This window comes from Methylomusa anaerophila (assembly GCF_003966895.1).
GTDB lineage: Bacteria > Bacillota > Negativicutes > Sporomusales > Sporomusaceae > Methylomusa > Methylomusa anaerophila.
In genome coordinates this window covers 683113-707046 of the sequence record NZ_AP018449.1, presented here as the reverse complement: position 1 = coordinate 707046, position 23934 = coordinate 683113, and the positions used below count along the sequence as shown (strand labels likewise).

Here is a 23934-nt window from a genome sequence, read left to right as displayed (position 1 = left end):
TAAGGGGGGTGGCTGCTATAAAGAACAGAATTACCCAACTGGTTGTTGCCAGCAAGAACGCCGGCAAGATTAACGAAATCAGGCGGGTACTATCTGAGATTAACGTAGACGTTTTGTCTCTTGAAGAATTCGGCGATATCCCGGAAGCTCCCGAAACCGGCGCTACCTTCCTGGAAAATGCTTGCGACAAAGCACGGTATTACTCACTAAAAACCGGAAAGCCCTGTCTGGCTGACGATTCCGGTCTGGAAATGGATATTCTCGGCGGCGCTCCGGGAGTTTATTCGGCTCGTTTCGCCGGCGCGAACGCCAGTGACGCGGCGAATAACAACAAGCTGCTGCAAGAGCTGGAAGGAGTAAGCGAAGGCGAAAGAACGGCCAGATTCCGCTGTGTGCTCGCTGTCGCCGACGGTGAAGACATTTTGCTTACTGCGGCCGGAACGATAGAAGGCATCATACTTTTTGCGCCCCGCGGCGAGAATGGCTTCGGCTATGATCCCTTGTTTATGGTTCCCGAACTGGGACGAACGATGGCCGAGCTTTCGGCGGCGGACAAAAATGCTATCAGTCATCGGGGCAAGGCATTGCAAACCCTGGTCCGAAAAATGGTGGAGGACCGGCAATGAGGATTGGCGTTATCAGTGATACTCATGGTGATACGTCGTCCATAAACAGGGCGATCTCCGTTGCCGGCGATATTGACCATTGGCTTCATGCCGGCGACTATTGTCAGGACGGGTATTATCTTGCTAAGATAACCGGTTTGCCGGTAACTGCCGTTGCCGGTAACTGCGACCGCAATATGACTGGTAAAGTTGATGAATTCATTCATGTTGGCGGCGTGGATATTTGGCTTACTCATGGTAACCGTTTTCAAGTAAAATGGGATCTGGAGGAACTTGCTTATTGGGGCCGCCAGTATGAGGCCGGCATTGTAGTCTTCGGACATACACATGTCCCTTATAATAGCCGGCATGACGGAATTCTGCTATTTAATCCCGGCAGCCCTTCGGTTCCGCGCGGTGGTTATCCGCCAAGTTTCGGCATTATTACTATTCATCCGGACAAGCGTATTGAGGCAGACATCATTAGTTTGTATTTGTATTGAACCTTCACCGGCTGGGTGAGGGTTTTTATATTTGTTACCTTTCTCAGTTCATTTGCATATATTGACATTATGAAAAAAGTTCAATCTGATAACTCTTGCTATATGCAAAAAGAGAGGTGATATGACATGGAGAAAAGAATCGCCGTGCCCACTGCCGGCGCCGGCGTTGGCATTCGTGCCGTGGCTACGATTATTGACGTTTTTGTCTTGACGGTGTTTACCTATATACTGCTAATATTGTGCGGGAACACAACCGCAAACGGTATCGAACTACAGGGACTTCCCTATTTCTACTCACTGCTTCTGGGTATGACGTATTATACGCTGCTGGAAGGAACCATTGGCGCGACTCCCGGTAAACTGGTTCTCGGATTGAGAGTTGTGAAAACCAACGGTTACCCTTGTGATATGAAGGCCGCTATAATTCGGACAGTGTGCCGGTTGGTGGATGGTTTTGGCGGGTATTTGGTCGGGGCCTTGATTGTCTGGTTTTCGACGCGGAATCAGAGATTAGGCGACCAGGTGGCTGAAACCATAGTGCTGAAAATCAAATGATAAATGATAAGGATACGATAGGCCTGCGATTGGCAAGATAGTACCGCAGGCCAAAGTTTTCTTATCCCCCTTTTTCTTTAGCCGAAAATGTTGATTTCTTGTATACAATATGCGATAATATTAGCGTATCGAATATTGGATTAATGGATTAATCCAATTATAAGGAATAAAGGAAGATGATTATCCATAAGCTGGGAGTTCCGATTTATTTACAAGTTAAAGCTTATATCTTAGAAAAAATTAATACAGGCCAATATCGCGCCGGGGACAGGCTGCCTACTGAACGTTACCTGGCCGAGGAGCTGGGGATTAGCCGCAATACGGTAAGTTCAGCTTATAAGGAACTGCTGCTGGAAGGTGTCCTTGCGTCAAAACAAGGCCGGGGTACTTTCGTACGGGAGCAGCCTGCCGACTTGGCCATGTCTTACGGCGAGATTACCGGGAGCCGGCTGGAGCGGGTGCTCAAAGTAATTGACGCCGCTATGGCCCAGGTAATTGAACTAGGGTTCACCGTCGATCAGTTTGCCGCGATAGCTAGTATCAGGGCTAAGGAAAAAGCCGAATCTGTCCGCCAACTGCGGGTTGCAATTGTGGACTGTACATTAGAGTATATTCAGCGCTTCATTGCTCAAATCGGACAAATTGTGCAGGCACGGTTTGAGACAGTGATATTATCCGAACTTTTGTCAGGAAAGGTAAAAGCCGATCTTTTAACCGCGTGCGACCTTGTCATCACCACAGTAGAGCATCAGCCGGACGTATCCCGTATTTTCAATAATTCCGGCAGGCTAATGACTGTGTCCGTCATGCCGAACCTGGAAGCAGTTATCAAATTAGCCCGTTTACCGTTGGGAACCAAGGCGGGAGTTGTAGCAAAAAGCTCCGAGTTTGCTGCTACCATCCAACATTTGCTTGTGAGAACCGGTTGTGGCGGTATCAACCTTACTTCATTCATAGATGGCAGTGACGAAGAATTGCGGCAATTTGTCCAAAACCATCCCGTTATTATTGTCGCAGAAGCCACTGAACGGCCGGTGCGGCAGGTAGCTGACGAAGCGAAAGAAATCATCACCTTTTATTATGAAATGGATCAGGGATCGCTCCAACAGGTTATAAGCCGGTTGGCGTCGGAAACGCAGAAGGCAAAGGAGCAGATGTGATGGAGAAGAAAGTAAAGGTTGTATTAGGAGTAATCGGCGCTGACTGTCACGCCGTCGGCAACAAAATTCTGGACTATGCTCTTACAGCGGCGGGATTTGAGGTGATTAACCTGGGTGTCTTGGTGCCGCAGCAGGATTTTGTGAACGCCGCCATTGAAACTGACGCCCAAGCCATTTTGGTAGCTTCCCTTTACGGTCACGGCGAAATTGACTGTCGCGGGTTAAGAGACCGCTGCCGGGAAGCCGGAATAGACGATATCCTGTTATACGTCGGCGGTAACCTGGTTGTGGGTAAAACCGATTTTAGCGGAGTGGCTAATAAATTCCAGGACATGGGTTTTGACCGGGTGTATGCACCCGGTACGCTGCCCGGTAAAGTAATCGCCGACTTGCAAGAGGACTTAACGGCAAGGAGTAAGGAGTCTTTGATGTGAACAATATATTGCTCATCGACTTTGGCAGTACGTATACAAAAATTACGGCGGTAGACCTGGGGCAGGAGGTGGTGTTAGGCACCGCCAGCGGGATCACTACCGTTGAAACGGATATAACAGATGGCCTCAATCAGGCCCTGGAGCATTTATTTATTTACACCGGTAAACTTGAATTCTCCAAAGTATTGGGCTGCTCCAGCGCTGCCGGCGGACTCAAAATGATCGCCATCGGACTGGTGCCTGAAATGACGGCGGAGGCAGCTAAAAGAGCGGCTCTAGGTGCCGGCGCCAGAGTATTGAAAGTATTTTCCCATGAATTAAGCGAGTATGAAATGGATGAAATCGCTCTTCTAAAGCCGGATATTCTGCTGTTGGCCGGCGGCACCGACGGCGGCAACCAGAAAGTCATTCTTCACAACGCCAGCATGCTGGCGGAATTAAACTTAGATATACCGGTAGTAGTAGCCGGCAACAAATCTGTTGCTCCAACCGTCGTCAAGATTTTAGCGGCCAAAATGTCTGAAGTTGTGACCACAGAAAACGTTATGCCCAAACTGGATGAGCTCAATATCGAGCCGGCCAGGAATGCTGTTCGTGACGTATTTTTACGCCGGATTGTCGAAGCCAAAGGATTAAACAAAGCTAACCAAATCGTAGACAAGATGGTTATGCCAACTCCGGCGGCAGTGCTTAGAGCCGCTGAACTATTTGGCCGAGGCGGCGGCGGGGAAGCCGGCCTGGGCGATCTGATGGCAGTGGATATTGGGGGAGCGACAACGGATGTCTACTCTATAGCCAAGGGAAATCCTGCCAAGCCGGGAGTTGTCCTGCAAGGATTGCCGGAACCTTTTGGCAAGCGCACGGTTGAAGGCGACCTGGGAATGCGGTATAGTGCTGCCGCTTTGCTCAAAGCCGCCGGGGCGGAGATGATCGCCGGTTACGCGGGCGTTGCTGAACAAGCGGTAACGGAATACATAGAAAAAGTTGCGGCGGACATTAAGTATTTGCCGCAAAATGAATCCGAGGCCAAACTGGAAATCGCCATGGGGCGGGCCTGTGTCCGGTTAAGCGCCGACCGCCACGTAGGCCGGATCGCTGAAGTCTTTTCTCCTATGGGCCAGACGTATATTCAAACCGGAAAAGATTTAACCCAGGTGACCGTGGTGGTAGGAACCGGCGGGGTTATCATCAATAATCCTGCACCGGCGGAAATATTGCAGGGCATTATGTTTGACCGGTCTTATCCCCAGATATTAAAACCAATGAAGCCGGTATTCATGATCGACAAGGATTACATCATGGCATCCATGGGTTTGCTGGGCGAAGAATATCCGGCAGTTGCCGTGCGAATGATGAAAAAATATATTACGGAAATTTGATGGAGGTTACATAGATGGAATTGAAAAACAGGCAGTGGACTCATGATCAATTCAATGCAGTGCGGCAAGAAGTTCTGAATCATTGGCCTACAGGTAAGGAGGTTGATTTTGCTGCAGCAGTAAAGTATCACGAAGCCATTCCCGCAAAACGGCAATTTGCCAAACGCCTGGTCAAAGCCAAAAAAAACGGCGAGACTCTGACTCAGCCCCGGGCCGGCGTTGCCCTGATTGACGAGCATATCAAGCTTTTAAACTACCTTCTGACCGAAGGCGAGGCTGATTTATTGCCTACCACCATTGACAGCTACACCCGGCAAAACCAATATAAAGAGGCGCAAAACGGCATTGAAGAGAGTTTAAAAGCCGGCCGTTCCCTGTTAAATGGGTTTCCGGCTGTCAACCACGGTGTGGCCGGCGTGCGTCGCGTTGTCGAAAGTGTCAATGCGCCGCTGCAAGTGCGTCACGGTACTCCTGATGCCCGTCTCTTAGCCGAAATTACTTTAGCGGCCGGTTACACCTCTTATGAAGGCGGCGGCATCTCTTACAACATCCCTTATGCCAAGGAAGTTTCTCTCGAAAAGACCATTCTCGACTGGCAATATTGCGATCGCCTGGTAGGTCTTTATGCTGAACACGGTATTGAAATAAACCGGGAGCCCTTCGGGCCGTTGACCGGTACGCTTGTACCTCCCAGCATTTCTCATTCTGTGGCGGTAATTGAAGGGCTGCTGGCGGTTGAGCAAGGTGTTAAAAACCTTACCCTGGGGTACGGCCAGTGCGGCAATCTGCTGCAAGATGTTGCAGCCATTCAAGCATTGGAACAACTGGCGGAAGAATATTTTTCCAAACACAGTTGCGCCGACTGCATCCTGACTACCGTATTCCATCAATGGATGGGTGGTTTTCCGCAAGATGAGTCCAAAGCTTTCGGGGTTATTTCCTGGGGCGCCGCCACTGCCGGTTTGGCGAAGGCAACGAAAGTTATTGTAAAAACTCCTCACGAAGCTCTCGGTATTCCAACCAAGGAAGCCAATGCTCAAGGCCTTAAGGCGACGAAACAGCTCATTAGCATGCTTAGCGACCAAGCCTTGCCGGCAACGAAAGAACTGGAAGATGAAATCAATATCATCAAAGCTGAAGCCCGCTGCATCCTCAATAAAGTGGTTGAACTGGGACAAGGCGACTATGCGCTGGGGGCGGTGCGCGCTTTTGCCGCCGGTGTGCTCGATGTACCCTTCGCTCCCAGCAAATATTCTCTGAATAAAATTCTGCCGGCCCGGGATAACAACGGCGCTGTGCGACTGTTTGACGTCGGCAACCTTCCTTTTACTCCTGATCTTATTGCCTTCCATCACGATAAGATCAATGAGCGGGCCAAGGCGGAAGGCCGCGATCCCAGTTTTCAAATGGTAATTGACGATATCTATGCTATTTCCAAGGGCAGGCTGGTAGGACGTCCGCGCTAACGAGGCTGGTTCAAAACGCCCATCTGCGTTGTTGCTCCTGCGGGCGCTCACTCCACGTACTTCGCTCTGTACTGTTCCGTTCGCGTCCCCGCACAAACTGATGCCAGAGAATATCCTACACAGAATCGTCGTCACGCCTAGCATCTGAACATTTTGAACCAGCCTCCCGAATTTAAGGTTGTAGGAGAGGATACTGTGAAAATCATCGACTTAATTTGTGCCAAAGGTCGTACCGGTTTTTATTTCGACGATCAACGCGCCATTAAACAGGGGGCCGAACACGAGGGGTTTACCTATCTTGGCAAGCCTGTAACCGCTGGTTTTTCCTCGGTTCGTCAAGCCGGTGAAGCTGTATCGGTTATGCTCGTGTTGGCAGACGGTCAAATTGCCTATGGTGACTGCGCCGCTGTCCAATATAGCGGCGCCGGCGGCCGGGACCCGCTGTTTCTGGCGAAAGACTTTATTCCGGTTATCGAAACCGACATCAAACCGCTCCTGATTGGCCGGGAACTTAACTCATTTAAGTCTCTGGCCGCAGAAATCGATAATCTTGCCGATGTCAGCGGCGAACCCATTCACACTGCGCTGCGTTACGGCGTGACGCAAGCCGTTTTGGATGCGGTAGCCAAGGCTAAACATCGCCTGATGTGCGAAATTATTGCCGAAGAATACGGTACCGAGGTTAGTGATAAAGAGATTCCGATTTTTACCCAGTCCGGTGATGACCGCTACCTTAATGTGGACAAAATGATCATCAAGGGTGCGCAAGTGTTGCCCCATGGTCTTATTAATAACGTCCGGGAAAAACTGGGGGAAAAAGGTGAACTGCTGTTAGAGTACGTTGAATGGTTAAAAAACCGGGTTGATCAATTACGGCCCAGCAGCGATTACAAGCCGGTACTGCACATTGATGTCTACGGTACAATCGGGCTTGCTTTCAACAATAATCTTGCGCGGATGGTGGAATACTTCCGTCAACTGGAAAAAGCGGCCGCTCCCCTTAAACTCCGCATCGAAGGGCCGGTCGATGTGGAAGACCGGGAGAAGCAAATCCAGCTTCTGGCCACTATTACCGCCCGTTGCAAACAAGAAGGCGTCAATATCGAAATTGTTGCCGACGAATGGTGCAACACTTATGAAGACATCAAGCTATTTGCGGATAAACGCGCCGGCGACATGCTACAAATCAAGACTCCCGATCTGGGCGGCATTAACAATATCATCGAATCCGTTTTGTACTGTAAAGAAAAGGGCATAGGCGCGTATCAGGGCGGTACTTGCAACGAAACCGACCGTTCCGCTCAGGTCTGCGTTCATATCGCCATGGCTACTCAGCCGGCGCAAATGCTGGCTAAACCGGGCATGGGCGTTGACGAAGGCTTCATGATCGTCTACAATGAAATGCAAAGGATCTTAGCCGTACGCCGGTCACGCAGGTAAAAATTGTTCACATTAAGATGGGAACTGCTTAGTAACCGCCATCCCGATGCCCTTGCAGCCTGTTTACTGCCAACCAGGAGCCATATCGAATGTCTCGTAGGCGACGGTGCATCGTTGCTCCTGCGGTCCTCACTCCAGCGTACAACCAGTACGCTTGCGTTCCGGTCCCCGCACAAACTATTATGCTAAGCTAACGAAATCAGAATCGTCGTCGCGCCTAGGCGGTCTGACTATGATTGTCGAACTGTAATTAGCAAATATAATCACAATAAGTCTTTTTCATATGCAACGGTACCTGACGATTTCTAAGCAGTTCGTGGCAATTGATGGCCTGGGGACAATTTGGGTATGGGAATGGTTGGAAGTTCGGGGAGGGTGATGACTATGCAAAAATTAGTCCTGGGCGACCTGTTGATGTATTCCAGTTACTTTGCCCCCCGGGGCCGTAACCGTATGTATATGCTGGGGCAGCAGCTTAGTGAAAGATACCTTTCACCCCTTGACCGCCTCATTGGCATAATCGGGGATGCCGGAGCGGGAAAATCATCACTGGTCAAAGGTATGTTTCCCGGACTTGAGCTTACTAATGATGACGACGGGGTGAATATCCGCCCATTGCCGCTGCTTAAAAATATTGACCGCGGCTTTTTCACCAGTCATACCTATCACGTGGATATTCGCTTTGAGATGGCTTTTACCCAGCCGCATATTTTGGCTGAGGCTGTTGAGCAAGCTTTAGCCCATGACAAGAGGGTTATTGTTGAACATTTTGATTTATTATATCCCATACGTAAACACAACGCCGACGTAATGATCGGTGTGGGCGGCGAGGTTATCGTTGTGCGTCCCACTGTTTTTGGTCCGTTTCCGCAGGAAATCCGGGATGTAGTGAACAAAACGCTGCAATACCGCAAAATGGCTCACACCGCCGAAGACCTTACCAACCGGGTGCTGGTGGAAGATTACGGGGCCATCCTGCCGTTTAAGCATAGGGATGTGCATCATGGCTTTGTTCTTGAATATCCTATGATTCTGTCGGCGGATCTTAAGGAAGTGGAACGCAAAGTCAAGCAGATTATTGATGAGGGATTGCCGATCAGCTATTGTGATGAGGCTCACATTCACATCGGTAAAAACATCTGGGCTTGTTCCGGGCCGCGGACACATGTCCGCAATACCGAGGAAATTGAGAATTTCCGGTTGCTGCATGACTATACTTACGATCCAAAGACCAAATCCTATCTGGTTATCGGGCTTGTGGGCACAACAGCGGTAAATCTGGATGGATTTGCGGTGTTAAATAATGGAATAAACTTATAGTACTCTTCTTTCTGTTAGACCAAAAAAGCAGCGCATACTTTGGGCGGCCGGCTACCGCCGGCGGTGTTCAAATATGCGCTGCTTATGTTTAGTTTCTGGTTAGGAGGATATAATATGGCAACAGTAACAAAACCGGCCCAGGCCGGTACTTTGGAATCCAGCGACATCGTAGTTACCGTGGCGCCGGGTCAGCCCGGCAGCGGCATCGTTATAGAACTTGAAAGTATTGTATTGGCTCAATACGGGCAAGCCATCCGTCAAACCATCACCGCTACCCTGACTGAGAATGATATTACCGATATTTATATCAAGGCTGTGGACCGTGGCGCCCTGGATTGCACCATTCGGGCCCGTACCCTGGCGGCGCTGGGACGGGCCGGCGCCCTCGCCGGCAGGGAGATGATATAATGGAGCTTCGCCGGACGATGCTGTTTATGCCGGGAAACAATCCCGGCATGCTGCAAAACGGTGGTATTTTTGGGGCTGATGCCGTCATCCTCGATTTGGAAGATGCCGTCGCACCCGGGGAAAAGGATGCGGCCCGCCTGTTGGTGGCCCATGCCCTTGGAAACGTAGACTACGGCCCCAGTGAAAAAGTGATAAGAATTAACCCGCTGGAAACCTTTGCCCTGGAAGATATCAAAATGATCGTTCCTTGCCGTCCGGATGCTCTGCTGGTGCCGAAAGTCGAGAGTGTGCAGGATATACAAAAGGTGGCAGCATTAATTGCCGCGTCTGAAACTCCCGGGCAAAAGCCGGTAGGCATTGTTGCCCTGTTGGAAACTCCCCGGGGGATTGCCGAGGCCTATCCTATTGCCCAGGCGGACAAACGAGTTGTGGCGCTGGCCTTAGGCGCGGAAGACTATACCGCGGGACTGGGAGCTAAGCGTACTAAGGAAGGTAGCGAAATATTCACCGCCCGGACAATTGTGGTCAACAGCGCCGCCGCCGCTGGCATCCAAGCGATTGATACTCCCTACACTGACGCCAGCGACAGGGCCGGACTGATTCAAGACACGGAATTTGCTAAGCAGCTAGGTTTTAAGGGCAAGCTGGCGATCAATCCTCGCCAAATTGACGATATACATAGCGTCTTTAATCCTACGGAACAGGAAATTGCTTGGGCGGAACGGGTTATTAAAGCTATCCGCCGCGCTGAGGCCGAGGGTTCGGGAGTAGCATCCCTTGACGGAAAAATGGTGGATGCTCCTATCGCTAACCGGGCCGAACGGATATTACACCTGGCCCGGCTTTTGGGGATGATAGAGGAGGCAAAAGGATAATGCGGCAGATTGTAAACGCGTTAGGCAGAGCATTGCCTGAATATATAGAAGGATACGGCATTGTCCGGCCATTTAACGGCGCCTTTGCCACCCTGCCCGCTATGACCCGTCAGGCACCAAAAGTTAAGCGGATGCAGCCGGGTGAATGCAAACTGGCCGACAGCCTGGAGATGGTGTTCAAACGCATTCCGGTAACCGATGGGATGACCCTGTCTTTTCACCATCACCTGCGTAACGGCGATCACGTGGTAAACATGGTTCTGGCCGTTGCCGCCAAACTTGGCCTGAAGAATCTGAAGGTGGCTTTAAGTTCGGTATTTCCAGTACATGCGCCAATGGTCGATCACATGCAAGCCGGGGTGGTAACCGGGCTTGACACCAACTATATGTCCGGGTCTGTGGCGGCAGCAATCTCCCGGGGTGTGCTGGCCCAGCCCGTTATCTTGCGTACTCATGGCGGACGGGCGCGAGCAATTGAATGTGGCCAGCTTAAAATTGACGTTGCCTTTATTGCCGCGCCGACGGCGGATGACTATGGTAATTTGAACGGCATTTCCGGTCCGGCAGCCTGCGGCTCGTTAGGCTACGCTTATCCGGATGCTGAATATGCAGACTGGGTGGTAGCGGTGACCGATCATTTGGTTGAGTATCCCCTGACGCCTGTTTCCATTCCCCAAACCAGGGTGGATTATATAGTCACGGTGGAGTCCATTGGCGATCCCCAGGGGATTGTTTCCGGCACCACCCAGATTACCCGTGACCCGGTAGGACTTAAAATTGCTGAGACGACAGCCAAAGTCATTCAAGCGGCCGGTCTGATCAAAGACGGATTTTCCTTTCAGACCGGCGCCGGCGGGGCATCTTTGGCGGCAGCCCACTATGTCCGGCAAATGATGGAAAAGGCTGGTGTAACGGGCAGTTTTGTCTTAGGCGGAATTACCGGTTACATGGTGGAGATGCTGGCGAAGGGATTATTCCGGCGTCTGATTGATGTCCAAGGGTTTGATTTGGCAGCAGTCAGATCGCTGGCCGAAAACCCTAACCACATGGAAGTCGGCGCCGACTTTTATGCTAGTCCGTTTAATAATGGCTGTGCGGTGAATAAACTGGATGCCGTGGTTCTTGGCGCTACCGAATTTGACATTGACTTTAACGTAAATGTAGTAACCGGCTCGGATGGGGTGATTATGGGCGGATCCGGCGGCCATAGTGACGCTGCCGCCGGGGCTAAAGTTACCATAGTTGTGGCCAACCTGCTACGTGGCCGTTTGCCTGTTATTATGGACAAAGTATTGACAGCAACCACTCCCGGGGAGACAGTTGATGTCCTTGTAACCGAAAGAGGAGTTGCCGTGAATCCCCGCCGGACCGATCTCAAAGAGAAACTGGCCGCCGCCGGACTGCCGCTGCGAGATGCAATTGAGCTTAAGGCGCTGGCGGAAAAAATTGCCGGGGTTCCTAACAAGATTGCAACTGACGAACGGATTATCGCCGTCATAGAATATAGGGACGGCACTATCATAGATGTCGTTCGCAAAGTGTAAAAAAGGAATGAAAATGGAGAACGTTTTACCACAGAGGCGCAGAGGGCGCAGAGGAACGCAGAGGGATTAATTATTTATGTTTTTTTAACGCTCTTCGTTATCTTTTCTCTGTGTCCCTCTGTGTCCTCAGCGTCTCTGTGGTTCTGTTTTTTTGTCTTATGACGTTTAGATTCTCAGAGGATAGTTTGTGGCATTTAATAATCTGAAATATAGTACGTTTGACTTCAAAATTGATGGAGGGAAGACGTCGGTGTGGGCTGACTTTGAAGAACGGGTAATCGATTTAAACAGCAGCCGGGAAACGGAAGCTGTCCGGAGATTCTTAAGCCGGTTTGACTTAACCTTTGAAGCGGTAGATCTTGACTACACGGTGGCATTTTACCGGGAAGACGAGATAATTGCCACAGGTTCTATTGCCGGCGAAGTATTTCGCAACATTGCCGTTGCCGCTCACCTGCAGGGAGAAGGCTTGACTGCCGCTGTTATCAGTCATCTGATGCGGGAGGCCGCCGGTAAAGGCGTTTATCATTACTTTGTCTACACCAAACCTGACACAGCCGTTCTTTTTGGTTCGTTGGGATTTAACGAAATTGCCAGGGTGGAGCCGCATGTGGTGCTATTGGAGGCAGGTCTTGGCTCCATACGGGATTATTGCGCGGAGCTATCAACGCAAGCCGAAAACTTGCCGGCAGGGCCCCGGGCGGCTTTGGTGGTAAATTGCAACCCCTTTACTTTGGGGCATAAAGCCGTGATTGCCAAAGCCGCGCAGGAAAACGCCGCCGCCATTGTAATGGTGGTGAGTACGGAGAGATCGATTTTTCCTTTTGCTACCCGTCTGCGGCTGGTGCGGGAAGGCTTGGCTGAGTATGACAATATCCTGCTGCTGCCGGGAGGTAAATACGTCATATCGGCGGCGACATTTCCTGGGTACTTTACTAAAGGTACCGCCACCATTGACGCCCAGACCAGGCTGGACGCAACCGTTTTTGCCCGTCATATCGCTCCGGCGCTGAAAGTAACCAAACGCTATGTAGGTGAAGAACCCTATTGCCCTGTTACCCGTGCCTATAATCAGGCCTTAAACGATATATTGCCTCAATACGGTATCGCAGTTAAGGTTATGCCGCGCATCACCTTCAACGGAGAAGCAATAAGCGCTTCGCAGGTGCGCGAGCTAATCCGCTCCGAAGACTGGGACAGGATCAAACACCTTGTGCCGGATACCACCTATCGGTATCTTGTTTCAGAAGAAGCTAAACCAGTTATTGACAAAATTAAAGGAAGCAACGCCCGCCATTAGGCCGCAGCCACCATATGTCCGCCGAAAAAATTTATACAATAAAATTTTTTGTAAAATTGGATTTTCCATCGCTTTTCTATCAGGAATCTTGACATCCATGGGAAAACTCATGTATAATAATCTATGTCGCTGAACGGGGCGTGGCTCAGTTTGGTAGAGTACCTGGCTTGGGACCAGGGGGTCGCAGGTTCGAATCCTGCCGCTCCGACCAGTTTCACCGACGAATACGTGCGGGTGTAGCTCAATGGTAGAGCACTAGCCTTCCAAGCTAGCTACGAGGGTTCGATTCCCTTCACCCGCTCCATTTCATTGCAACTTATGCGCCTGTAGCTCAGCGGATAGAGCAACCGCCTTCTAAGCGGTTGGTCGCACGTTCGAGTCGTGCCAGGCGCGCCAGAATTTACGGGGGTCTGCGGGGTATGCAGACCTTTTAATTATGTGAAGTTGCCGTTTATTACTTAAAAATAACCCAAAAGAATACTGAAGATATAAAAAGTTAAGCAGGCTATTCGGCCTGCTTTTTTTGTTTCTCCAATATCTCTTTCCCTTGGGCTTTACTGTCCGCTATTATTCCCTCCATAATGTCTGCTGTTCCGCTGATTGAATCACATGAGCATAAATATCTGTCGTAGTAGAGGTTTCGGCGTGCCCAAGTTTGCCGCTTACCGTTCTTCTAATGTCTACGTTGCTTTTTTGAGGTAGCTAGCCGCCATATGGCGCTTATGGGGAGCTCTCCATAAGCGCCATACTCACGCCACACTACTTTTAAAGCAAGGGGTAAATATCAGGTCCTATCTGAGCGGTTAGGTCACAGCACTGTAAATATGACATTGGACACCTATAGCCACTTAATGCCCGATATGCAGCAGACGGCTATTGCTGCTCTTGATAAAATGGATATAGGCAAGCACAACAAGGAGACGGAAGAAGCCATCCAGGAGAAGCCCGCGACATGACCGCTGGCAAAATACCGGCGAAGCCGCAGAGTGTGGACAGCTTCTTTCAGGAAATGGAATGATAATGAGGAAAGTTTTCTCCAGTATAATATATTAAAAACCGAGCAATATAAATACATAGTCTTTACAATGTCTTTATATTGTGCTATGATAATTACATGAAAGGGGTGATTTTATAATGGCACAAGCACTTGTAAATATCCGCATGGATGAAGAATTAAAGAAGAATTTGGAGCAGACTTGTAACGAACTGGGAATGAACATGACAACAGCCTTCACTATTTTTGCAAAAAAAGTAACCAGAGAAAAACGAATACCCTTTGACGTTTCCATTGATCCTTTTTATTCTGACAGCAACATGGCACATTTGCGGCGCGGCGTGCAAGCACTGAACGCGGGCCAGGGCGTGGAACATGAGCTTATTGAGGCAGATGGTGAATGAAGAAAATCTGGTTTGATGAAGCATGGACGGACTATATCTATTGGCAGGGAGAGGACAAAAAGGCAGTAAAACGTATCAATTCTTTGCTAAAAGACATAGAACGCGGCAACTATGATGGTATCGGGAAGCCGGAACTGCTAAGAGGAGATTTAAGTGGTTTTTGGAGTAGGCGCATTGATGAAACAAACAGACTTGTCTATCGGATAAGCGGCGAAATTATAGAGATTCTTTCATGCAAAGGCCATTATGATGATTAGTTGCAAAAACAGAATATTATAGTCCTTTCCTTAGCGTTACCATCACCAGGGAGAGGACTATTTTTTACGTTCGAGTCGTGCCAGGCGCGCCAGGTAAATTAAGGGTTTGCAGGACATGCAGGCCCTTTAGTTATGTAAATTATAGTGCTTATTTAGTGTTTATTTTTGAAAAACACCTCAAATAAACACTAAAGATATCAAAAATTTAAGCAGGCTATTTGGCCTGCTTTTTTTGTTTCTCCAATATTTCTTTACCTTTGGCTGTACTGTCGGCTAATATCCCCGCCATAATATCTGCTGTTCTGCTGATTTAATCACATGAGCTAAAATATCTGTAGTTGTAGATATTTTAGGATGTCCAAGTTTACCGCTTATAGTTCTTCTAACGTCTACGCCGCTTTTAATGCGGTAGATAGCGGCCATATTCACCCCACACTACTTTTAAAGCAAGGGGTAAATATCAAGGTCATATCTGAGCGGCTAGGTCACAGCACTGTAAATATGACATTGAACACCTATAGCCACTTAATGCCCGATATGCAGCAGACGGCTATTGCTGCTCTTGATAAAATGGATATGGGCAAGCACAACAGCGAAACGGAAGAAGCCACACAACGCCTATAGATTTTCTTGCATGATGGTTCCATATGTGGTATCATAAATATGCTAAAAAATAAGGCGGTTATATCATGAGTCAATTGGAAAAATTACTATTGCGTATCATCAATAACCCCAAGACCGTTCGATTTGAAGAATTGGATAAACTGCTGCAAAGAGCGGAGTTCGAGCGTTTCCAGCCAAAGGGAGGGTCAAGTCATTATACTTATCGAAAAGATGATTACCATATGACCATACCTCGAAAAACGCCTTATATCAAAGAAATCTATGTAAAATGTGCAATTGAGGCGATAGGAGACTATTTTAGCAAGGAGATGGATGAAGATGCCGAATGAGAAAAATCTTGATTACTATATGTCATTGCCGTATCGTGAAGTCATAGAGTCTTCACCGGAAGGCGGTTATGTTGCGACAATCCCTGACCTCAAGGGGTGCATAACACAGGCAGAAACACTTACGGAGTTAGTGGATATGATTAAAGACGCGAAAATGTGCTGGTTAGAGAGTGCGTTGGATTATGGAACTGAAATTCCGGAACCAACCTCGGAAGCACATGATGAATATAGCGGAAGCTATAGACTTAGAATTCCTAAGTCGTTACACAAAGAATTGGCTATAAGAGCAAAACAAGAAAAAGTTAGCCTTAATTCGATGACAACATATGCGATTAGCAAAGGGTTGGCGTCACTTAAGTAGAAGGCTGGGATAATGCTAAGGCAGCGACATAGCGGCCTTTCCTCCTTTTTTATGGGGCAATACGCTATAAAACCTTAAAGGCGGAAATTTAATTGGAATGCACTTTTATTTTCTTAAGTGTGTTCCAAAATTCCGGGTCTGCATTCTCCATTTCCCACAATCCTATCCCCCGCAGGTTGTATTTAAAGACCAGGTTAAGCTTAGCGGCCCAACTCCTGGGGTTTTGAAACCAAACTATGTGCTGTCGGCCACTTTTCTTGTAACTGAAATATGGTTCTTTGGCTTCCGAACTCCAGTTAATATCGCTGTCATATTTTTCGGCCAGTGCCATTGCTTCGCGGAATGAAATCGGTGTTGCCAGCTTGCCTCTTTGTATGGGAACCTGCCAGTCCAAACCATAAAGGGGAATTCCTAAAATAATTTGGCTCGCCGGAACTTGTGACAAGGCATTTTGGATTACGCTTTTTATCCAGGGGATTGAAGCGATGGGGCCGGGTTCGCCTCCCGCCCAGTGTTCATCATAGGCCATTATCATTAAAAAATCGTTGGCTTTAGCCAGGGCCCGGTAATCGTGCCCTGAATGTTGACCTGGCGTCTGAGCCTCTATCGCCGTAGACGCCAGGTAAGGCTCAGTTCTGGCCCATGCCAGAAGCCGCCTGGAGAACTGGCTAAAACGATCCCGGTCTTGCGGGGATACCGCCTCAATATCTAGATTCCAGCCATGATAGGGATAGCGATGTAGGATACTTAACAAGTTGTCGATAAAGTTTTGTTGGGCCTGCGGGTTGGTTAAAATCCGATGAATTACTGCGGAGCTAAAAGTTGTTCCGGTGAAGTTTTGTGGTACTACCAACGGGCTGATTCCCAAGTTCAGCACTTCCGCAAGAAATTCCGGGTCGGTGGAGCCTTGTAAATTTCCGGTTTCGTTGACGGTATAATTGACAATGGCTAAATACGTTATCCAGGGGGAAAACTGCTGTAAATATTGATAACGAAGCCCCGATCTTTCATTCCCGAGATAGTAAGCCAATACCTCAGGAGTTTGTATGCAGAATGTTGTCATAATAGCCTCCTAGAGTGCTGAGTGCTCCTTTATATAGCAATATTCAGAAGCCTTAATAATAGTGCTATTCAAGAACTGGTGCCGTCAGAACATTTGAGTGAATATTTTTCTATAACCCTGTATACTTCCGGCTCCTTTTCGCGGATTTCTGCATTCCTTTTTTCGACAAAAAATAATTCCCCGGCTATTTGCCGGGGATGTTGTGATGTTTCAATATTTACGTTATAATGAAATTACTTCCTTTCGTGAGGTGGTTTTTTATTATATCACAGAGCATTCCGGGAACGGAATGCACGTTTAAGCAAGGTATTTATCGTAGTGTTTATTTTCTATAAACACCACTAAAAAGAACAAATGTTCTCAAGAGGAATGACTGAACAACCCAATAAAATAGGTTTTAAACATAATAAAACGTAAACAAAATCCTTTTTTACGCCTTCTAAGCGGTTGGTCGCACGTTCGAGTCGTGCCAGGCGCGCCAGTGAAATCAAGGCCTCGCGGAATTAACTGCGAGGCTCTTGCTTTATGGGGCAATCTGTTGGGATTATATTCTACCACTGTAGGGGACAGGCTGGCAATGATGATTGATGATTATTAATGCTTGTTAATGTGTCCCTCCTTAACCCTTGTTTACGTCAGTAGAAATAACCCTTTCCCGGATAAAAGGTAAAAAATCTAAAATAGTCAGGTGAGGTGGAAAGGTGCTATGAATCAACTCCATTTAAAATACAATGTGGAAGACAAGCCTCCTTTGGGGCGCAGCCTGCTTTTCGGCTTGCAGTGGATGGCGATTATCATGCCTATGGTTATTTTTTCCGGCAAGGCTGTGGCTGGAATGCAGTTTTCCGATCCTGCCCAGCAAATTGTGTATATCCAAAAAATTTTTTTCATCATAGGTATTTCCATTTTGATTCAGGTACTCTGCGGGCATAAACTGCCGCTGGTGATTGGCCCGGCCGCCGTGCTCCTGGTCGGTATCACGGCCAGCCAGGGTTCGTCCATCAGCTCTGTCTATACCTCGATTCTGGTTGGCGGCCTGCTTCTGGCTATATTAAGCAGCAGCGGTTTGCTTAAGTATGTTCAAAAGCTTTTTACCCCCCGAGTGGTAGCTACCATCCTGATCTTGATCAGTTTTACCCTGATTCCGATGATACTCCAGCTTATTTTTGCCGCCGCTCAAATCAGCCCCCTGGCCAATCTTCTTTTTGCGCTGGTTTTTCTCCTGCTATTGTTTCTGGCCAATAAAAGTTTAAAAGGAATTTGGAGGTCCACTCTGATTGCCTGGTCAATGGTTGTCGGAAGCATTGTATATGTCGTCCTCTTTCCGCAGGCTGTTCCTGTTATGAATTCTACCGGGAAAATCTTTTCCGGTTTTTTTCAGGATTTTAATACGGCATTCTCGCTGGACTTCGGAACGCTCACCGCTTTTATCATTTGTTTTCTGGCTCTTGCCATCAACGATCTGGGCTCCATCCAATCCATCGGTGATATGTTATATGCCGGAGATATGCCAAAGAGGATTACCAAAGGGATCACCCTGACCGGAGTGTTCAACATTTTCGCCGGTTTTTTGGGTGTCATCGGGCCGGTGAATTATTCCTTAAGTCCCGGTGTGATTGCTTCCACAGGCGTAGCGTCAAGATTTACTTTGCTTCCCGCAGGCATCGGACTGATATTGACAGCGTTCCTGCCTCCTGTTATTAATGTAATCGGAATCATTCCTTCGGCCGTTATCGGCAGTACATTCATTTATACGATGTGTTCCCAGCTTGCGGCCGGATTGCTTCTGGCGTTTCATTCCATGAAGAATTTTCGGCTGGAAGACGGCTTGATTCTGGGCTTGCCGCTCATGCTCGGAGTGTTGATATCTTTTCTGCCGACGGACGCCTTGGCTTCATTTCCGCTCTGGCTGAAACCGGTGCTTGGTAATGGCTTTGTGGTCGGAGTAATCGCTGTACTCATCATGGAGCATATCGTTTACCGGCCGTTAAAAAATAAAGCGGCCTAGAGTACATACCCCAAGCCGATAAATGCCTCTCCTGTTATTTATAGACCCTCCTTAAATCATTTGCTTTGGAATATTCGTAAAATTATTGCTTGTAACTGTATTCCTTTTACAGCGTAACGCTAAATACGATAACGAAATTAAGGAAATACGGAAAGCATTATGATCAACTTATGCCGGTCTTATTTTATCATCTATGCAGTATGCAATATGCAATATCAGGGGCGAATCACGGTCTACCTAAAAATATAAATATAAATATCAATTGACAGGTATTAGACTATTTGGTAATATCTAAATGTGATATTTTGTCGAAAATTGCAAAATGAAGGGGGGTTACACGATAATGAAAGCAACGGGGATTGTCAGAAAAATGGACGAACTCGGCAGAGTAGTAATACCTATCGAACTGCGCCGTACCTTTGGCATTGAAGAAAAGGATGGTCTCGAAATATATGTCCATAATGATCGTATCATTTTAAGAAAATATGAACCTGCCTGTGTATTCTGTGGCAACGCCGATGAAGTTATTAACTTCAAGGGCAAAAACGTTTGTAAAGATTGTCTTGCGATTATGAGTCAGCAAGCAGTCTAATAATTCTCCAATTGCTTTATGCTTTAATACTATCTAGCTGGGCAAGCCGTCTACCTCCGGGTGGGCGGTTTTTCTTTCTCTCCTTGCAGCGGCAGCATGTAAAGAGAGCCAGCATTGTTACAAGCAAATGCTGGCTCTTTCCTTTACTCACTACTTTATTGAACATTACCTACAGTTTTCATTCCTATTGTTTTTCTAAGAATCCTGATCTGTTCTAAGGTGTTAAATAACTCCTCGTGTAATTGAGTTGTGTCTGCTCCTGATATTTTTGCTGATTCTATTTGCTCCAGTATTTTTAAGAGAGTTTCGACAAGCTCATTTTCTTCGGCAATAAGCAAACCTTTTACAAAAACCATGATTAGCCAATAACATCTCCATTTCTTCATTATGTAATTATACACAAATTATTACATTAATTTTCTTAAAAATCCTTTATTTTACGAAAAAAATATTTATGAAGGATAAACACATTTATTCGTCAAATATCTTAAAAAATTTTTAAAAAAGATATTTGCCAAAAGAGGTGTTTTATTATTTCTTTTATCGACCGCAGTAACCAAAACATTCTATGTTGTATTTTAAAGCAATTAGGAAGAAAAACCTCAAAGCAAGAATACTTAGGTCTCGTTGTGAAAATAATTAAGCGATATACTAAAGTTGAGTGTGTTGGCGCCAGATTTTTTAATGACGATAGTTATATTTCTTATGAAGCGCAAATTGGTTTCGCAAAAGAACTTTGGGAAAAGGAATCAGAATATTCGACTGAAAATAGCTTTTATTATTGTTCTAACACATTTAAAGTTGTAGACAAAATAACTGAAGAAGGAAAGCCTAAATTCGCAAAGCGTTGTTTAGAGTTTGGCTATGGGACGGTTGCCGCTATCCCCATTACTTATCAAGGAAAGGTTCTTGGTGCTTTATGTCTTGCCGACCATCAGCCAGAAAAATTATCAGCAGAGACCATTTATTTTTTGGAAATGGTAGCGCCGCTAATTGGCGAAACTTTTCAAATGTTTAAACTGGAATTGGAAATCGCCAGGTTAAAACAGCTGGAACTCGTTGGGCAAATGGCGGTGAGCATTAGTCAAGAAATTCGTAATCCATTAACGATCTTACGTAGCTCGTTGGAAATGCTCAGCAACAAAAGTCAAAATAAATACAGAGATTATTTTGAACTGATGATAACAGAAGTGGAACGAATTAAATTAATTATAAATGAATTCCTATCATTTGCCAAAGAGAATAATACATTATCTTTGGCAAATATTAATCAGATAATTAGAAGTTTAGAATCCTTTATAAATTCACAAGCTTTTAAACATAACGTTAGCTTATATTTCGATTTAGGAACAACTCCCAATATCGAGTTAAACAAAGCAAAAATCCGCCAGTTAATTTTAAACTTAACCACTAATGCAATAGAGGCTATGCCCCAAGGCGGGATACTTATAGTAAGAACTTATAAAACTGATGAGGGTGTCACTCTTCTTATTAAAGACACAGGGGCGGGCATTCCACCGGAGATTTTGGATAATATTGGTACTCCGTTTTTAACTACCCAGCCTGCGGGAACAGGACTTGGATTGGCTGTATGTTACAGTATAGTTTCCCAGCATAATGCAGTAATGGATGTTAAGACCGGAAAAGACGGAACTACTTTTATAATTAAATTTAGGAGGCACTTAAGTTAATGCTGCCATGGGCATTGACCATTGACTTATTAGAACCAGACTGTAGCTACTGACAGCCGAGATAACGACGATACCACAGAGAAAAGCGGTACCGCCAACGCTGCAAGGCCACTGTGGCAAAATTGGCGCTGTTATTTCGGGCCGCATAGGAGTAAGTATGGTATAGCGAGACATTTGCCTCCTCGGTTAATGACGTCGCTTCTATAATCGGTATTGACTGCTCGGCATTGTTGGTCAGGCTGGCACGGATATTGTCTTTATCCGTTTTTACCGGCTGGCTGTCCAGGGCATCTTTGCGGCATACTCCGACACGATCCGGGACGTACTGTAAAAGCCGAATATCTACCGGTAATTGTGGCGGCTTGCTTAACACAACTATGTACGGTATGGTCAACTGATATTTATGTCTATTATCGCAGTAATTCTGTTTGCCAAAAATAATCATGTCAAACATATTCCTCCTGATTATAATGTTGCTATAGTTCTATAGTTCTATAGTTGCTATATTTTATGTTCTGTTTTCTCAGAAGGTGTGCATTCATGGGGTACGGGACCGGGAATTTGTTCGTCAATACCAGATGCAAGCAACTGAAAGGAAGCATAATTAATAGCGCTCCTATCAGAGAACAAGTGTCATATCAAACCACTGAGATCCACCGTGTGTTGATCCTGAAATTCCGTTATTCCTGTAACCGAATGACTCATAGTAATGAACTAACTCATGCTTACACGTCAGAATGACTCTTTTTCGACCGGTATTCTTGGCTATTTGAATAAAATGATGCATTAACTGAGCAGCAATTCCCTGTTTACGATATGCCGGAATAACATCTAGCCCAAAAACGGCTAAGTTCTCACCAGCCGGGATATGGAGACTTGTATTATGAAAAAGCTCATCATAAATAACGGGACTGTTAGTGGCACATCCGTTGATAAGACCAATCAAATCGTCTGTTTCGGCTACAAGGAAGTATTCAGGGAAAGTCGTAATCCTTTCTTTGAATGACTTCCGCGGTGCTGCTTCTGCCGCAGGAAAGCAAACCGCCTCTATTTCAGCTACGCGGTCCAAATCTTCTAATCGAACTCCTCGGATCGTTACCTTTATCATATTGCATTCTCCATTTCGTAATCTCAAGTGTTAAAATCAGCATTAAAATTCATTATATCACGGATCACTATTATTGCAGGCGACAAGGACCGATTTAATTACATTAACATATTATATTAACAAAAAATATTATTTGGGGGTTAATAGGCATGGCTTATTATAATCATTGGGGATATCCGGAATTGTTAGAATGGGAAGACGAAATGGATTATAGAACCGTCTGTAGAACCGGCTGTAATCCTTATGCTTGCTTCCCGGTAGCTCCCTGCCGTCCCAGACCTTGCCTTCCAAAACCTTGTTATCCAAATTGTCGTCCCGGCATATGCCATCCGCGCTATTAAGGGATAAAGTATTAAGGTCGCCTACATTGTAGGTGACTTTTTTTATCATTAATCTGGAAAACGTCAACCCTGCCGCCGTTTGAAGGCAATTAAAGCATAAAAAAGAGCCCGAAGACTCTGAAAAACATGAATCCGTATAAAAATATTGGCCAATATTAAGTTGGGTGGGTGATTGGCCAGTGGCGTTGGCGGTCTTGTTCAGCAAACAAAAAGCAGGCGCTGTTTGGCAGTCGCCTGAAGTGTATGTAGTAATATGCCTGCATTTAGTTTGATGCGAGAGGAGGAAGGAAATGTCATATTGCGATGAATGTGTACGGCGGCAAATTAAAGCGGACCAAGCTTCAATGCATGAGGGAATGCACGCCGAGAACGGGGAATCCCAGGAAGTGGCGCCGGAAATTAAGAATAATGGAAATGTTGAAGGAGGTCAACCTATGGGACGCTGACGCTTATGTGAATATTTGCTTGATATCTTGGTTTTACGGTTATGAAGGGAAATCGGCCCTCGGCGGCGAATTAATTTTTTAGTAAAGAAATTACAAATTACAAGGCGGAGGGGCGATAATAATGAAAAAAGATATTCTTGTTCCCTATGATGGATCGAAAAATGCCACCGAAGCGTTGCATTTGGCTATTACTCTGGCCAAACTACTGCAGGAAAAGCTTATCGTATTGAATGTTCAGCCGAGCTTTCGTACCGTACACACAAAGATGTTTTTCTCCGAGCAAACCATTCACGAATACCAGGAACAACTTTTTCGCGAGACAGTTGCCCCGGCAAAAGAAATACTGGAAGGTAGCGGGATAGAATATAAACTAAAACTGAGAATCGGCGATGCCAAGGAACAGATTCACCAGGAGGCAACGCTGGGTAATACCGTCCAACCTGGATGTGCAACAACCGGTGTGCGTATGATCATTATGGGCTCACGGGGAATGAATCCGATACTCGGCGGAGTGCTTGGCAGCGTAAGTTACGGCGTGGTCAACAGCGCTCCCTGCCCCGTCACCATCGTTCCCTTTTCTTGTTCTGAATAATCGTAAGAATCTGGCGGAAACGCCGCACCAATAAAAAGTAAAAAAGCATCTCTTTGTTGCTGGCAAAGATGTGCTTTTTTGCTAATTACCGAAAAGCAAAAGCAATTCTAAGTAATACAGTTGGCTATCGGGGGT

At 46.7% G+C, this 23934-nt stretch carries 29 protein-coding genes and 3 tRNA genes; 27 read left to right on the top strand and 5 right to left on the bottom strand.

All coding sequences use genetic code 11. The annotated features are described in order from the left end of the window. Positions 1-8: 8 nt before the first annotated feature. The 22 genes from MAMMFC1_RS03170 (at position 9) to MAMMFC1_RS03065 (ending at position 15958) form a co-directional block, all read left to right on the top strand. Complete coding sequence (locus MAMMFC1_RS03170) at positions 9-626, top strand: XTP/dITP diphosphatase (protein WP_408631223.1); 618 nt, start codon at positions 9-11, stop codon at positions 624-626. Beyond that, a complete protein-coding gene (locus tag MAMMFC1_RS03165; protein ID WP_126306410.1) occupies positions 623-1108 on the top strand; it encodes a metallophosphoesterase family protein in 486 nt (161 codons plus the stop codon). Before MAMMFC1_RS03170 ends, MAMMFC1_RS03165 begins: the two co-directional genes overlap by 4 nt. A 126-nt stretch (positions 1109-1234) precedes the next feature. Next, positions 1235-1663: an RDD family protein gene (locus MAMMFC1_RS03160; RefSeq protein WP_126306408.1), complete on the top strand. Its 429-nt coding sequence runs from the start codon at positions 1235-1237 to the stop codon at positions 1661-1663. A gap of 176 nt (positions 1664-1839) precedes the next feature. Further along, a complete protein-coding gene (locus tag MAMMFC1_RS03155) occupies positions 1840-2823 on the top strand; it encodes a GntR family transcriptional regulator (RefSeq protein ID WP_126306406.1) in 984 nt (327 codons plus the stop codon). After that, the gene (gene glmS, locus MAMMFC1_RS03150) at positions 2823-3257 is read left to right on the top strand and encodes a methylaspartate mutase subunit S (protein ID WP_174234359.1); all 435 of its coding nucleotides are present in this window, start codon (positions 2823-2825) and stop codon (positions 3255-3257) included. Before MAMMFC1_RS03155 ends, glmS begins: the two co-directional genes overlap by 1 nt. Next, positions 3254-4636 (top strand): methylaspartate mutase accessory protein GlmL, encoded by a 1383-nt coding sequence (gene glmL / locus MAMMFC1_RS03145; RefSeq protein ID WP_126306402.1) that lies wholly within the window; start codon positions 3254-3256, stop codon positions 4634-4636. The genes glmS and glmL overlap by 4 nt, the downstream gene beginning before the upstream one ends. Before the next feature lie 14 nt (positions 4637-4650). Further along, positions 4651-6102: a methylaspartate mutase subunit E gene (locus MAMMFC1_RS03140; protein ID WP_126306400.1), complete on the top strand. Its 1452-nt coding sequence runs from the start codon at positions 4651-4653 to the stop codon at positions 6100-6102. 195 nt (positions 6103-6297) lie between these two features. Further along, positions 6298-7542, top strand: a complete 1245-nt coding sequence (locus MAMMFC1_RS03135) for a methylaspartate ammonia-lyase (protein ID WP_126306398.1) — start codon at positions 6298-6300, stop codon at positions 7540-7542. A 384-nt stretch (positions 7543-7926) separates the two neighbouring features. After that, positions 7927-8862, top strand: a complete 936-nt coding sequence (locus MAMMFC1_RS03130; protein ID WP_232035634.1) for an alanyl-tRNA editing protein — start codon at positions 7927-7929, stop codon at positions 8860-8862. Between the two features lie 114 nt (positions 8863-8976). Then, positions 8977-9270 carry a citrate lyase acyl carrier protein gene (gene citD / locus MAMMFC1_RS03125; RefSeq protein WP_126306396.1) on the top strand — a complete coding sequence of 98 codons (294 nt, stop codon included), beginning with the start codon at positions 8977-8979 and terminating at the stop codon, positions 9268-9270. After that, a complete protein-coding gene (locus tag MAMMFC1_RS03120; protein ID WP_126306394.1) occupies positions 9270-10145 on the top strand; it encodes an HpcH/HpaI aldolase/citrate lyase family protein in 876 nt (291 codons plus the stop codon). Before citD ends, MAMMFC1_RS03120 begins: the two co-directional genes overlap by 1 nt. An 8-nt stretch (positions 10146-10153) precedes the next feature. Further along, a complete protein-coding gene (gene citF / locus MAMMFC1_RS03115; RefSeq protein WP_126310413.1) occupies positions 10154-11689 on the top strand; it encodes a citrate lyase subunit alpha in 1536 nt (511 codons plus the stop codon). A 187-nt stretch (positions 11690-11876) separates the two neighbouring features. Next, entirely contained in the window at positions 11877-12989 is a 1113-nt protein-coding gene (gene citC / locus MAMMFC1_RS03110) for a [citrate (pro-3S)-lyase] ligase (RefSeq protein ID WP_232035633.1), read from the top strand. Between the two features lie 134 nt (positions 12990-13123). After that, positions 13124-13200, top strand: a tRNA-Pro gene (locus MAMMFC1_RS03105). A gap of 19 nt (positions 13201-13219) precedes the next feature. After that, positions 13220-13293 (top strand) — tRNA-Gly (locus tag MAMMFC1_RS03100). A gap of 16 nt (positions 13294-13309) precedes the next feature. Beyond that, positions 13310-13385: transfer RNA gene (locus tag MAMMFC1_RS03095), tRNA-Arg, on the top strand. A gap of 428 nt (positions 13386-13813) precedes the next feature. After that, positions 13814-13945, top strand: coding sequence for a hypothetical protein (locus tag MAMMFC1_RS22575; RefSeq protein ID WP_269471859.1), 132 nt, complete (start codon positions 13814-13816; stop codon positions 13943-13945). 178 nt (positions 13946-14123) lie between these two features. After that, positions 14124-14387, top strand: coding sequence for a type II toxin-antitoxin system RelB/DinJ family antitoxin (locus tag MAMMFC1_RS03085; protein WP_126306392.1), 264 nt, complete (start codon positions 14124-14126; stop codon positions 14385-14387). Beyond that, positions 14384-14644 (top strand): Txe/YoeB family addiction module toxin, encoded by a 261-nt coding sequence (locus tag MAMMFC1_RS03080; protein WP_126306390.1) that lies wholly within the window; start codon positions 14384-14386, stop codon positions 14642-14644. The genes MAMMFC1_RS03085 and MAMMFC1_RS03080 overlap by 4 nt, the downstream gene beginning before the upstream one ends. A gap of 354 nt (positions 14645-14998) precedes the next feature. After that, positions 14999-15268, top strand: a complete 270-nt coding sequence (locus MAMMFC1_RS03075) for a site-specific integrase (RefSeq protein ID WP_126306388.1) — start codon at positions 14999-15001, stop codon at positions 15266-15268. A 65-nt stretch (positions 15269-15333) separates the two neighbouring features. Beyond that, positions 15334-15597, top strand: coding sequence for a toxin HicA (locus tag MAMMFC1_RS03070; RefSeq protein ID WP_126306386.1), 264 nt, complete (start codon positions 15334-15336; stop codon positions 15595-15597). Beyond that, entirely contained in the window at positions 15587-15958 is a 372-nt protein-coding gene (locus tag MAMMFC1_RS03065; protein WP_126306384.1) for a type II toxin-antitoxin system HicB family antitoxin, read from the top strand. Before MAMMFC1_RS03070 ends, MAMMFC1_RS03065 begins: the two co-directional genes overlap by 11 nt. 88 nt (positions 15959-16046) lie before the next feature. On the opposite strand, the gene MAMMFC1_RS03060 is transcribed toward MAMMFC1_RS03065, so the two are convergent. After that, positions 16047-17021 (bottom strand): glycosyl hydrolase family 18 protein, encoded by a 975-nt coding sequence (locus MAMMFC1_RS03060; RefSeq protein ID WP_126306382.1) that lies wholly within the window; start codon positions 17019-17021, stop codon positions 16047-16049. A 706-nt stretch (positions 17022-17727) separates the two neighbouring features. On the opposite strand from MAMMFC1_RS03060, the gene MAMMFC1_RS03055 reads away from it, so the two are divergent. Both MAMMFC1_RS03055 and MAMMFC1_RS03050 read left to right on the top strand, forming a co-directional pair. Then, entirely contained in the window at positions 17728-19029 is a 1302-nt protein-coding gene (locus MAMMFC1_RS03055) for a uracil-xanthine permease family protein (protein ID WP_126306380.1), read from the top strand. A 343-nt stretch (positions 19030-19372) separates the two neighbouring features. Next, positions 19373-19621 carry an AbrB/MazE/SpoVT family DNA-binding domain-containing protein gene (locus MAMMFC1_RS03050; RefSeq protein WP_158618620.1) on the top strand — a complete coding sequence of 83 codons (249 nt, stop codon included), beginning with the start codon at positions 19373-19375 and terminating at the stop codon, positions 19619-19621. Positions 19622-19776: 155 nt separating this feature from the next. On the opposite strand, the gene MAMMFC1_RS03045 is transcribed toward MAMMFC1_RS03050, so the two are convergent. After that, complete coding sequence (locus tag MAMMFC1_RS03045) at positions 19777-19977, bottom strand: hypothetical protein (protein WP_126306378.1); 201 nt, start codon at positions 19975-19977, stop codon at positions 19777-19779. 273 nt (positions 19978-20250) lie between these two features. Here MAMMFC1_RS03045 and MAMMFC1_RS03040 point away from each other — a divergent pair, with 273 nt between their 5' ends. Next, positions 20251-21312 (top strand): GAF domain-containing sensor histidine kinase, encoded by a 1062-nt coding sequence (locus tag MAMMFC1_RS03040; protein ID WP_126306376.1) that lies wholly within the window; start codon positions 20251-20253, stop codon positions 21310-21312. Positions 21313-21358: 46 nt separating this feature from the next. On the opposite strand, the gene MAMMFC1_RS03035 is transcribed toward MAMMFC1_RS03040, so the two are convergent. From MAMMFC1_RS03035 to MAMMFC1_RS03025, 3 genes are all read right to left on the bottom strand, one after another. Beyond that, positions 21359-21757 (bottom strand): hypothetical protein, encoded by a 399-nt coding sequence (locus tag MAMMFC1_RS03035; RefSeq protein ID WP_145987602.1) that lies wholly within the window; start codon positions 21755-21757, stop codon positions 21359-21361. Positions 21758-21931: 174 nt separating this feature from the next. Beyond that, positions 21932-22420: a GNAT family N-acetyltransferase gene (locus MAMMFC1_RS03030; protein ID WP_126306372.1), complete on the bottom strand. Its 489-nt coding sequence runs from the start codon at positions 22418-22420 to the stop codon at positions 21932-21934. Positions 22421-22549: 129 nt separating this feature from the next. After that, positions 22550-22810, bottom strand: a complete 261-nt coding sequence (locus tag MAMMFC1_RS03025; RefSeq protein ID WP_145987601.1) for a hypothetical protein — start codon at positions 22808-22810, stop codon at positions 22550-22552. A 241-nt stretch (positions 22811-23051) separates the two neighbouring features. Here MAMMFC1_RS03025 and MAMMFC1_RS21270 point away from each other — a divergent pair, with 241 nt between their 5' ends. Together MAMMFC1_RS21270 and MAMMFC1_RS03020 are read left to right on the top strand one after the other, a co-directional pair. After that, positions 23052-23207, top strand: coding sequence for a hypothetical protein (locus MAMMFC1_RS21270; RefSeq protein WP_158618619.1), 156 nt, complete (start codon positions 23052-23054; stop codon positions 23205-23207). 121 nt (positions 23208-23328) lie between these two features. Then, a complete protein-coding gene (locus MAMMFC1_RS03020) occupies positions 23329-23799 on the top strand; it encodes a universal stress protein (RefSeq protein WP_126306368.1) in 471 nt (156 codons plus the stop codon). Positions 23800-23934: the final 135 nt, after the last annotated feature.

Excerpts from the sequence above, each read along its gene's own strand:
- MAMMFC1_RS03075 (WP_126306388.1), top strand. The coding sequence starts at position 14,999 with ATGTCCAAGTTTACCGCTTATAGTTCTTCTAACGTCTACGCCGCTTTT.
- MAMMFC1_RS03065 (WP_126306384.1), top strand. The coding sequence starts at position 15,587 with ATGCCGAATGAGAAAAATCTTGATTACTATATGTCATTGCCGTATCGT.
- MAMMFC1_RS03140 (WP_126306400.1), top strand. The coding sequence starts at position 4,651 with ATGGAATTGAAAAACAGGCAGTGGACTCATGATCAATTCAATGCAGTG.
- MAMMFC1_RS03025 (WP_145987601.1), bottom strand. The coding sequence starts at position 22,810 with ATGATAAAAAAAGTCACCTACAATGTAGGCGACCTTAATACTTTATCC.
- MAMMFC1_RS03060 (WP_126306382.1), bottom strand. The coding sequence starts at position 17,021 with ATGACAACATTCTGCATACAAACTCCTGAGGTATTGGCTTACTATCTC.
- MAMMFC1_RS03155 (WP_126306406.1), top strand. The coding sequence starts at position 1,840 with ATGATTATCCATAAGCTGGGAGTTCCGATTTATTTACAAGTTAAAGCT.
- MAMMFC1_RS21270 (WP_158618619.1), top strand. The coding sequence starts at position 23,052 with ATGTCATATTGCGATGAATGTGTACGGCGGCAAATTAAAGCGGACCAA.
- MAMMFC1_RS03035 (WP_145987602.1), bottom strand. The coding sequence starts at position 21,757 with ATGATTATTTTTGGCAAACAGAATTACTGCGATAATAGACATAAATAT.
- MAMMFC1_RS03085 (WP_126306392.1), top strand. The coding sequence starts at position 14,124 with ATGGCACAAGCACTTGTAAATATCCGCATGGATGAAGAATTAAAGAAG.
- MAMMFC1_RS03165 (WP_126306410.1), top strand. The coding sequence starts at position 623 with ATGAGGATTGGCGTTATCAGTGATACTCATGGTGATACGTCGTCCATA.
- MAMMFC1_RS03020 (WP_126306368.1), top strand. The coding sequence starts at position 23,329 with ATGAAAAAAGATATTCTTGTTCCCTATGATGGATCGAAAAATGCCACC.
- MAMMFC1_RS22575 (WP_269471859.1), top strand. The coding sequence starts at position 13,814 with ATGACATTGGACACCTATAGCCACTTAATGCCCGATATGCAGCAGACG.
- MAMMFC1_RS03030 (WP_126306372.1), bottom strand. The coding sequence starts at position 22,420 with ATGATAAAGGTAACGATCCGAGGAGTTCGATTAGAAGATTTGGACCGC.
- MAMMFC1_RS03045 (WP_126306378.1), bottom strand. The coding sequence starts at position 19,977 with ATGGTTTTTGTAAAAGGTTTGCTTATTGCCGAAGAAAATGAGCTTGTC.
- MAMMFC1_RS03130 (WP_232035634.1), top strand. The coding sequence starts at position 7,927 with ATGCAAAAATTAGTCCTGGGCGACCTGTTGATGTATTCCAGTTACTTT.
- MAMMFC1_RS03050 (WP_158618620.1), top strand. The coding sequence starts at position 19,373 with ATGAAAGCAACGGGGATTGTCAGAAAAATGGACGAACTCGGCAGAGTA.
- MAMMFC1_RS03055 (WP_126306380.1), top strand. The coding sequence starts at position 17,728 with ATGAATCAACTCCATTTAAAATACAATGTGGAAGACAAGCCTCCTTTG.
- MAMMFC1_RS03080 (WP_126306390.1), top strand. The coding sequence starts at position 14,384 with ATGAAGAAAATCTGGTTTGATGAAGCATGGACGGACTATATCTATTGG.
- glmS (WP_174234359.1), top strand. The coding sequence starts at position 2,823 with ATGGAGAAGAAAGTAAAGGTTGTATTAGGAGTAATCGGCGCTGACTGT.
- MAMMFC1_RS03070 (WP_126306386.1), top strand. The coding sequence starts at position 15,334 with ATGAGTCAATTGGAAAAATTACTATTGCGTATCATCAATAACCCCAAG.
- citD (WP_126306396.1), top strand. The coding sequence starts at position 8,977 with ATGGCAACAGTAACAAAACCGGCCCAGGCCGGTACTTTGGAATCCAGC.
- MAMMFC1_RS03120 (WP_126306394.1), top strand. The coding sequence starts at position 9,270 with ATGGAGCTTCGCCGGACGATGCTGTTTATGCCGGGAAACAATCCCGGC.
- MAMMFC1_RS03160 (WP_126306408.1), top strand. The coding sequence starts at position 1,235 with ATGGAGAAAAGAATCGCCGTGCCCACTGCCGGCGCCGGCGTTGGCATT.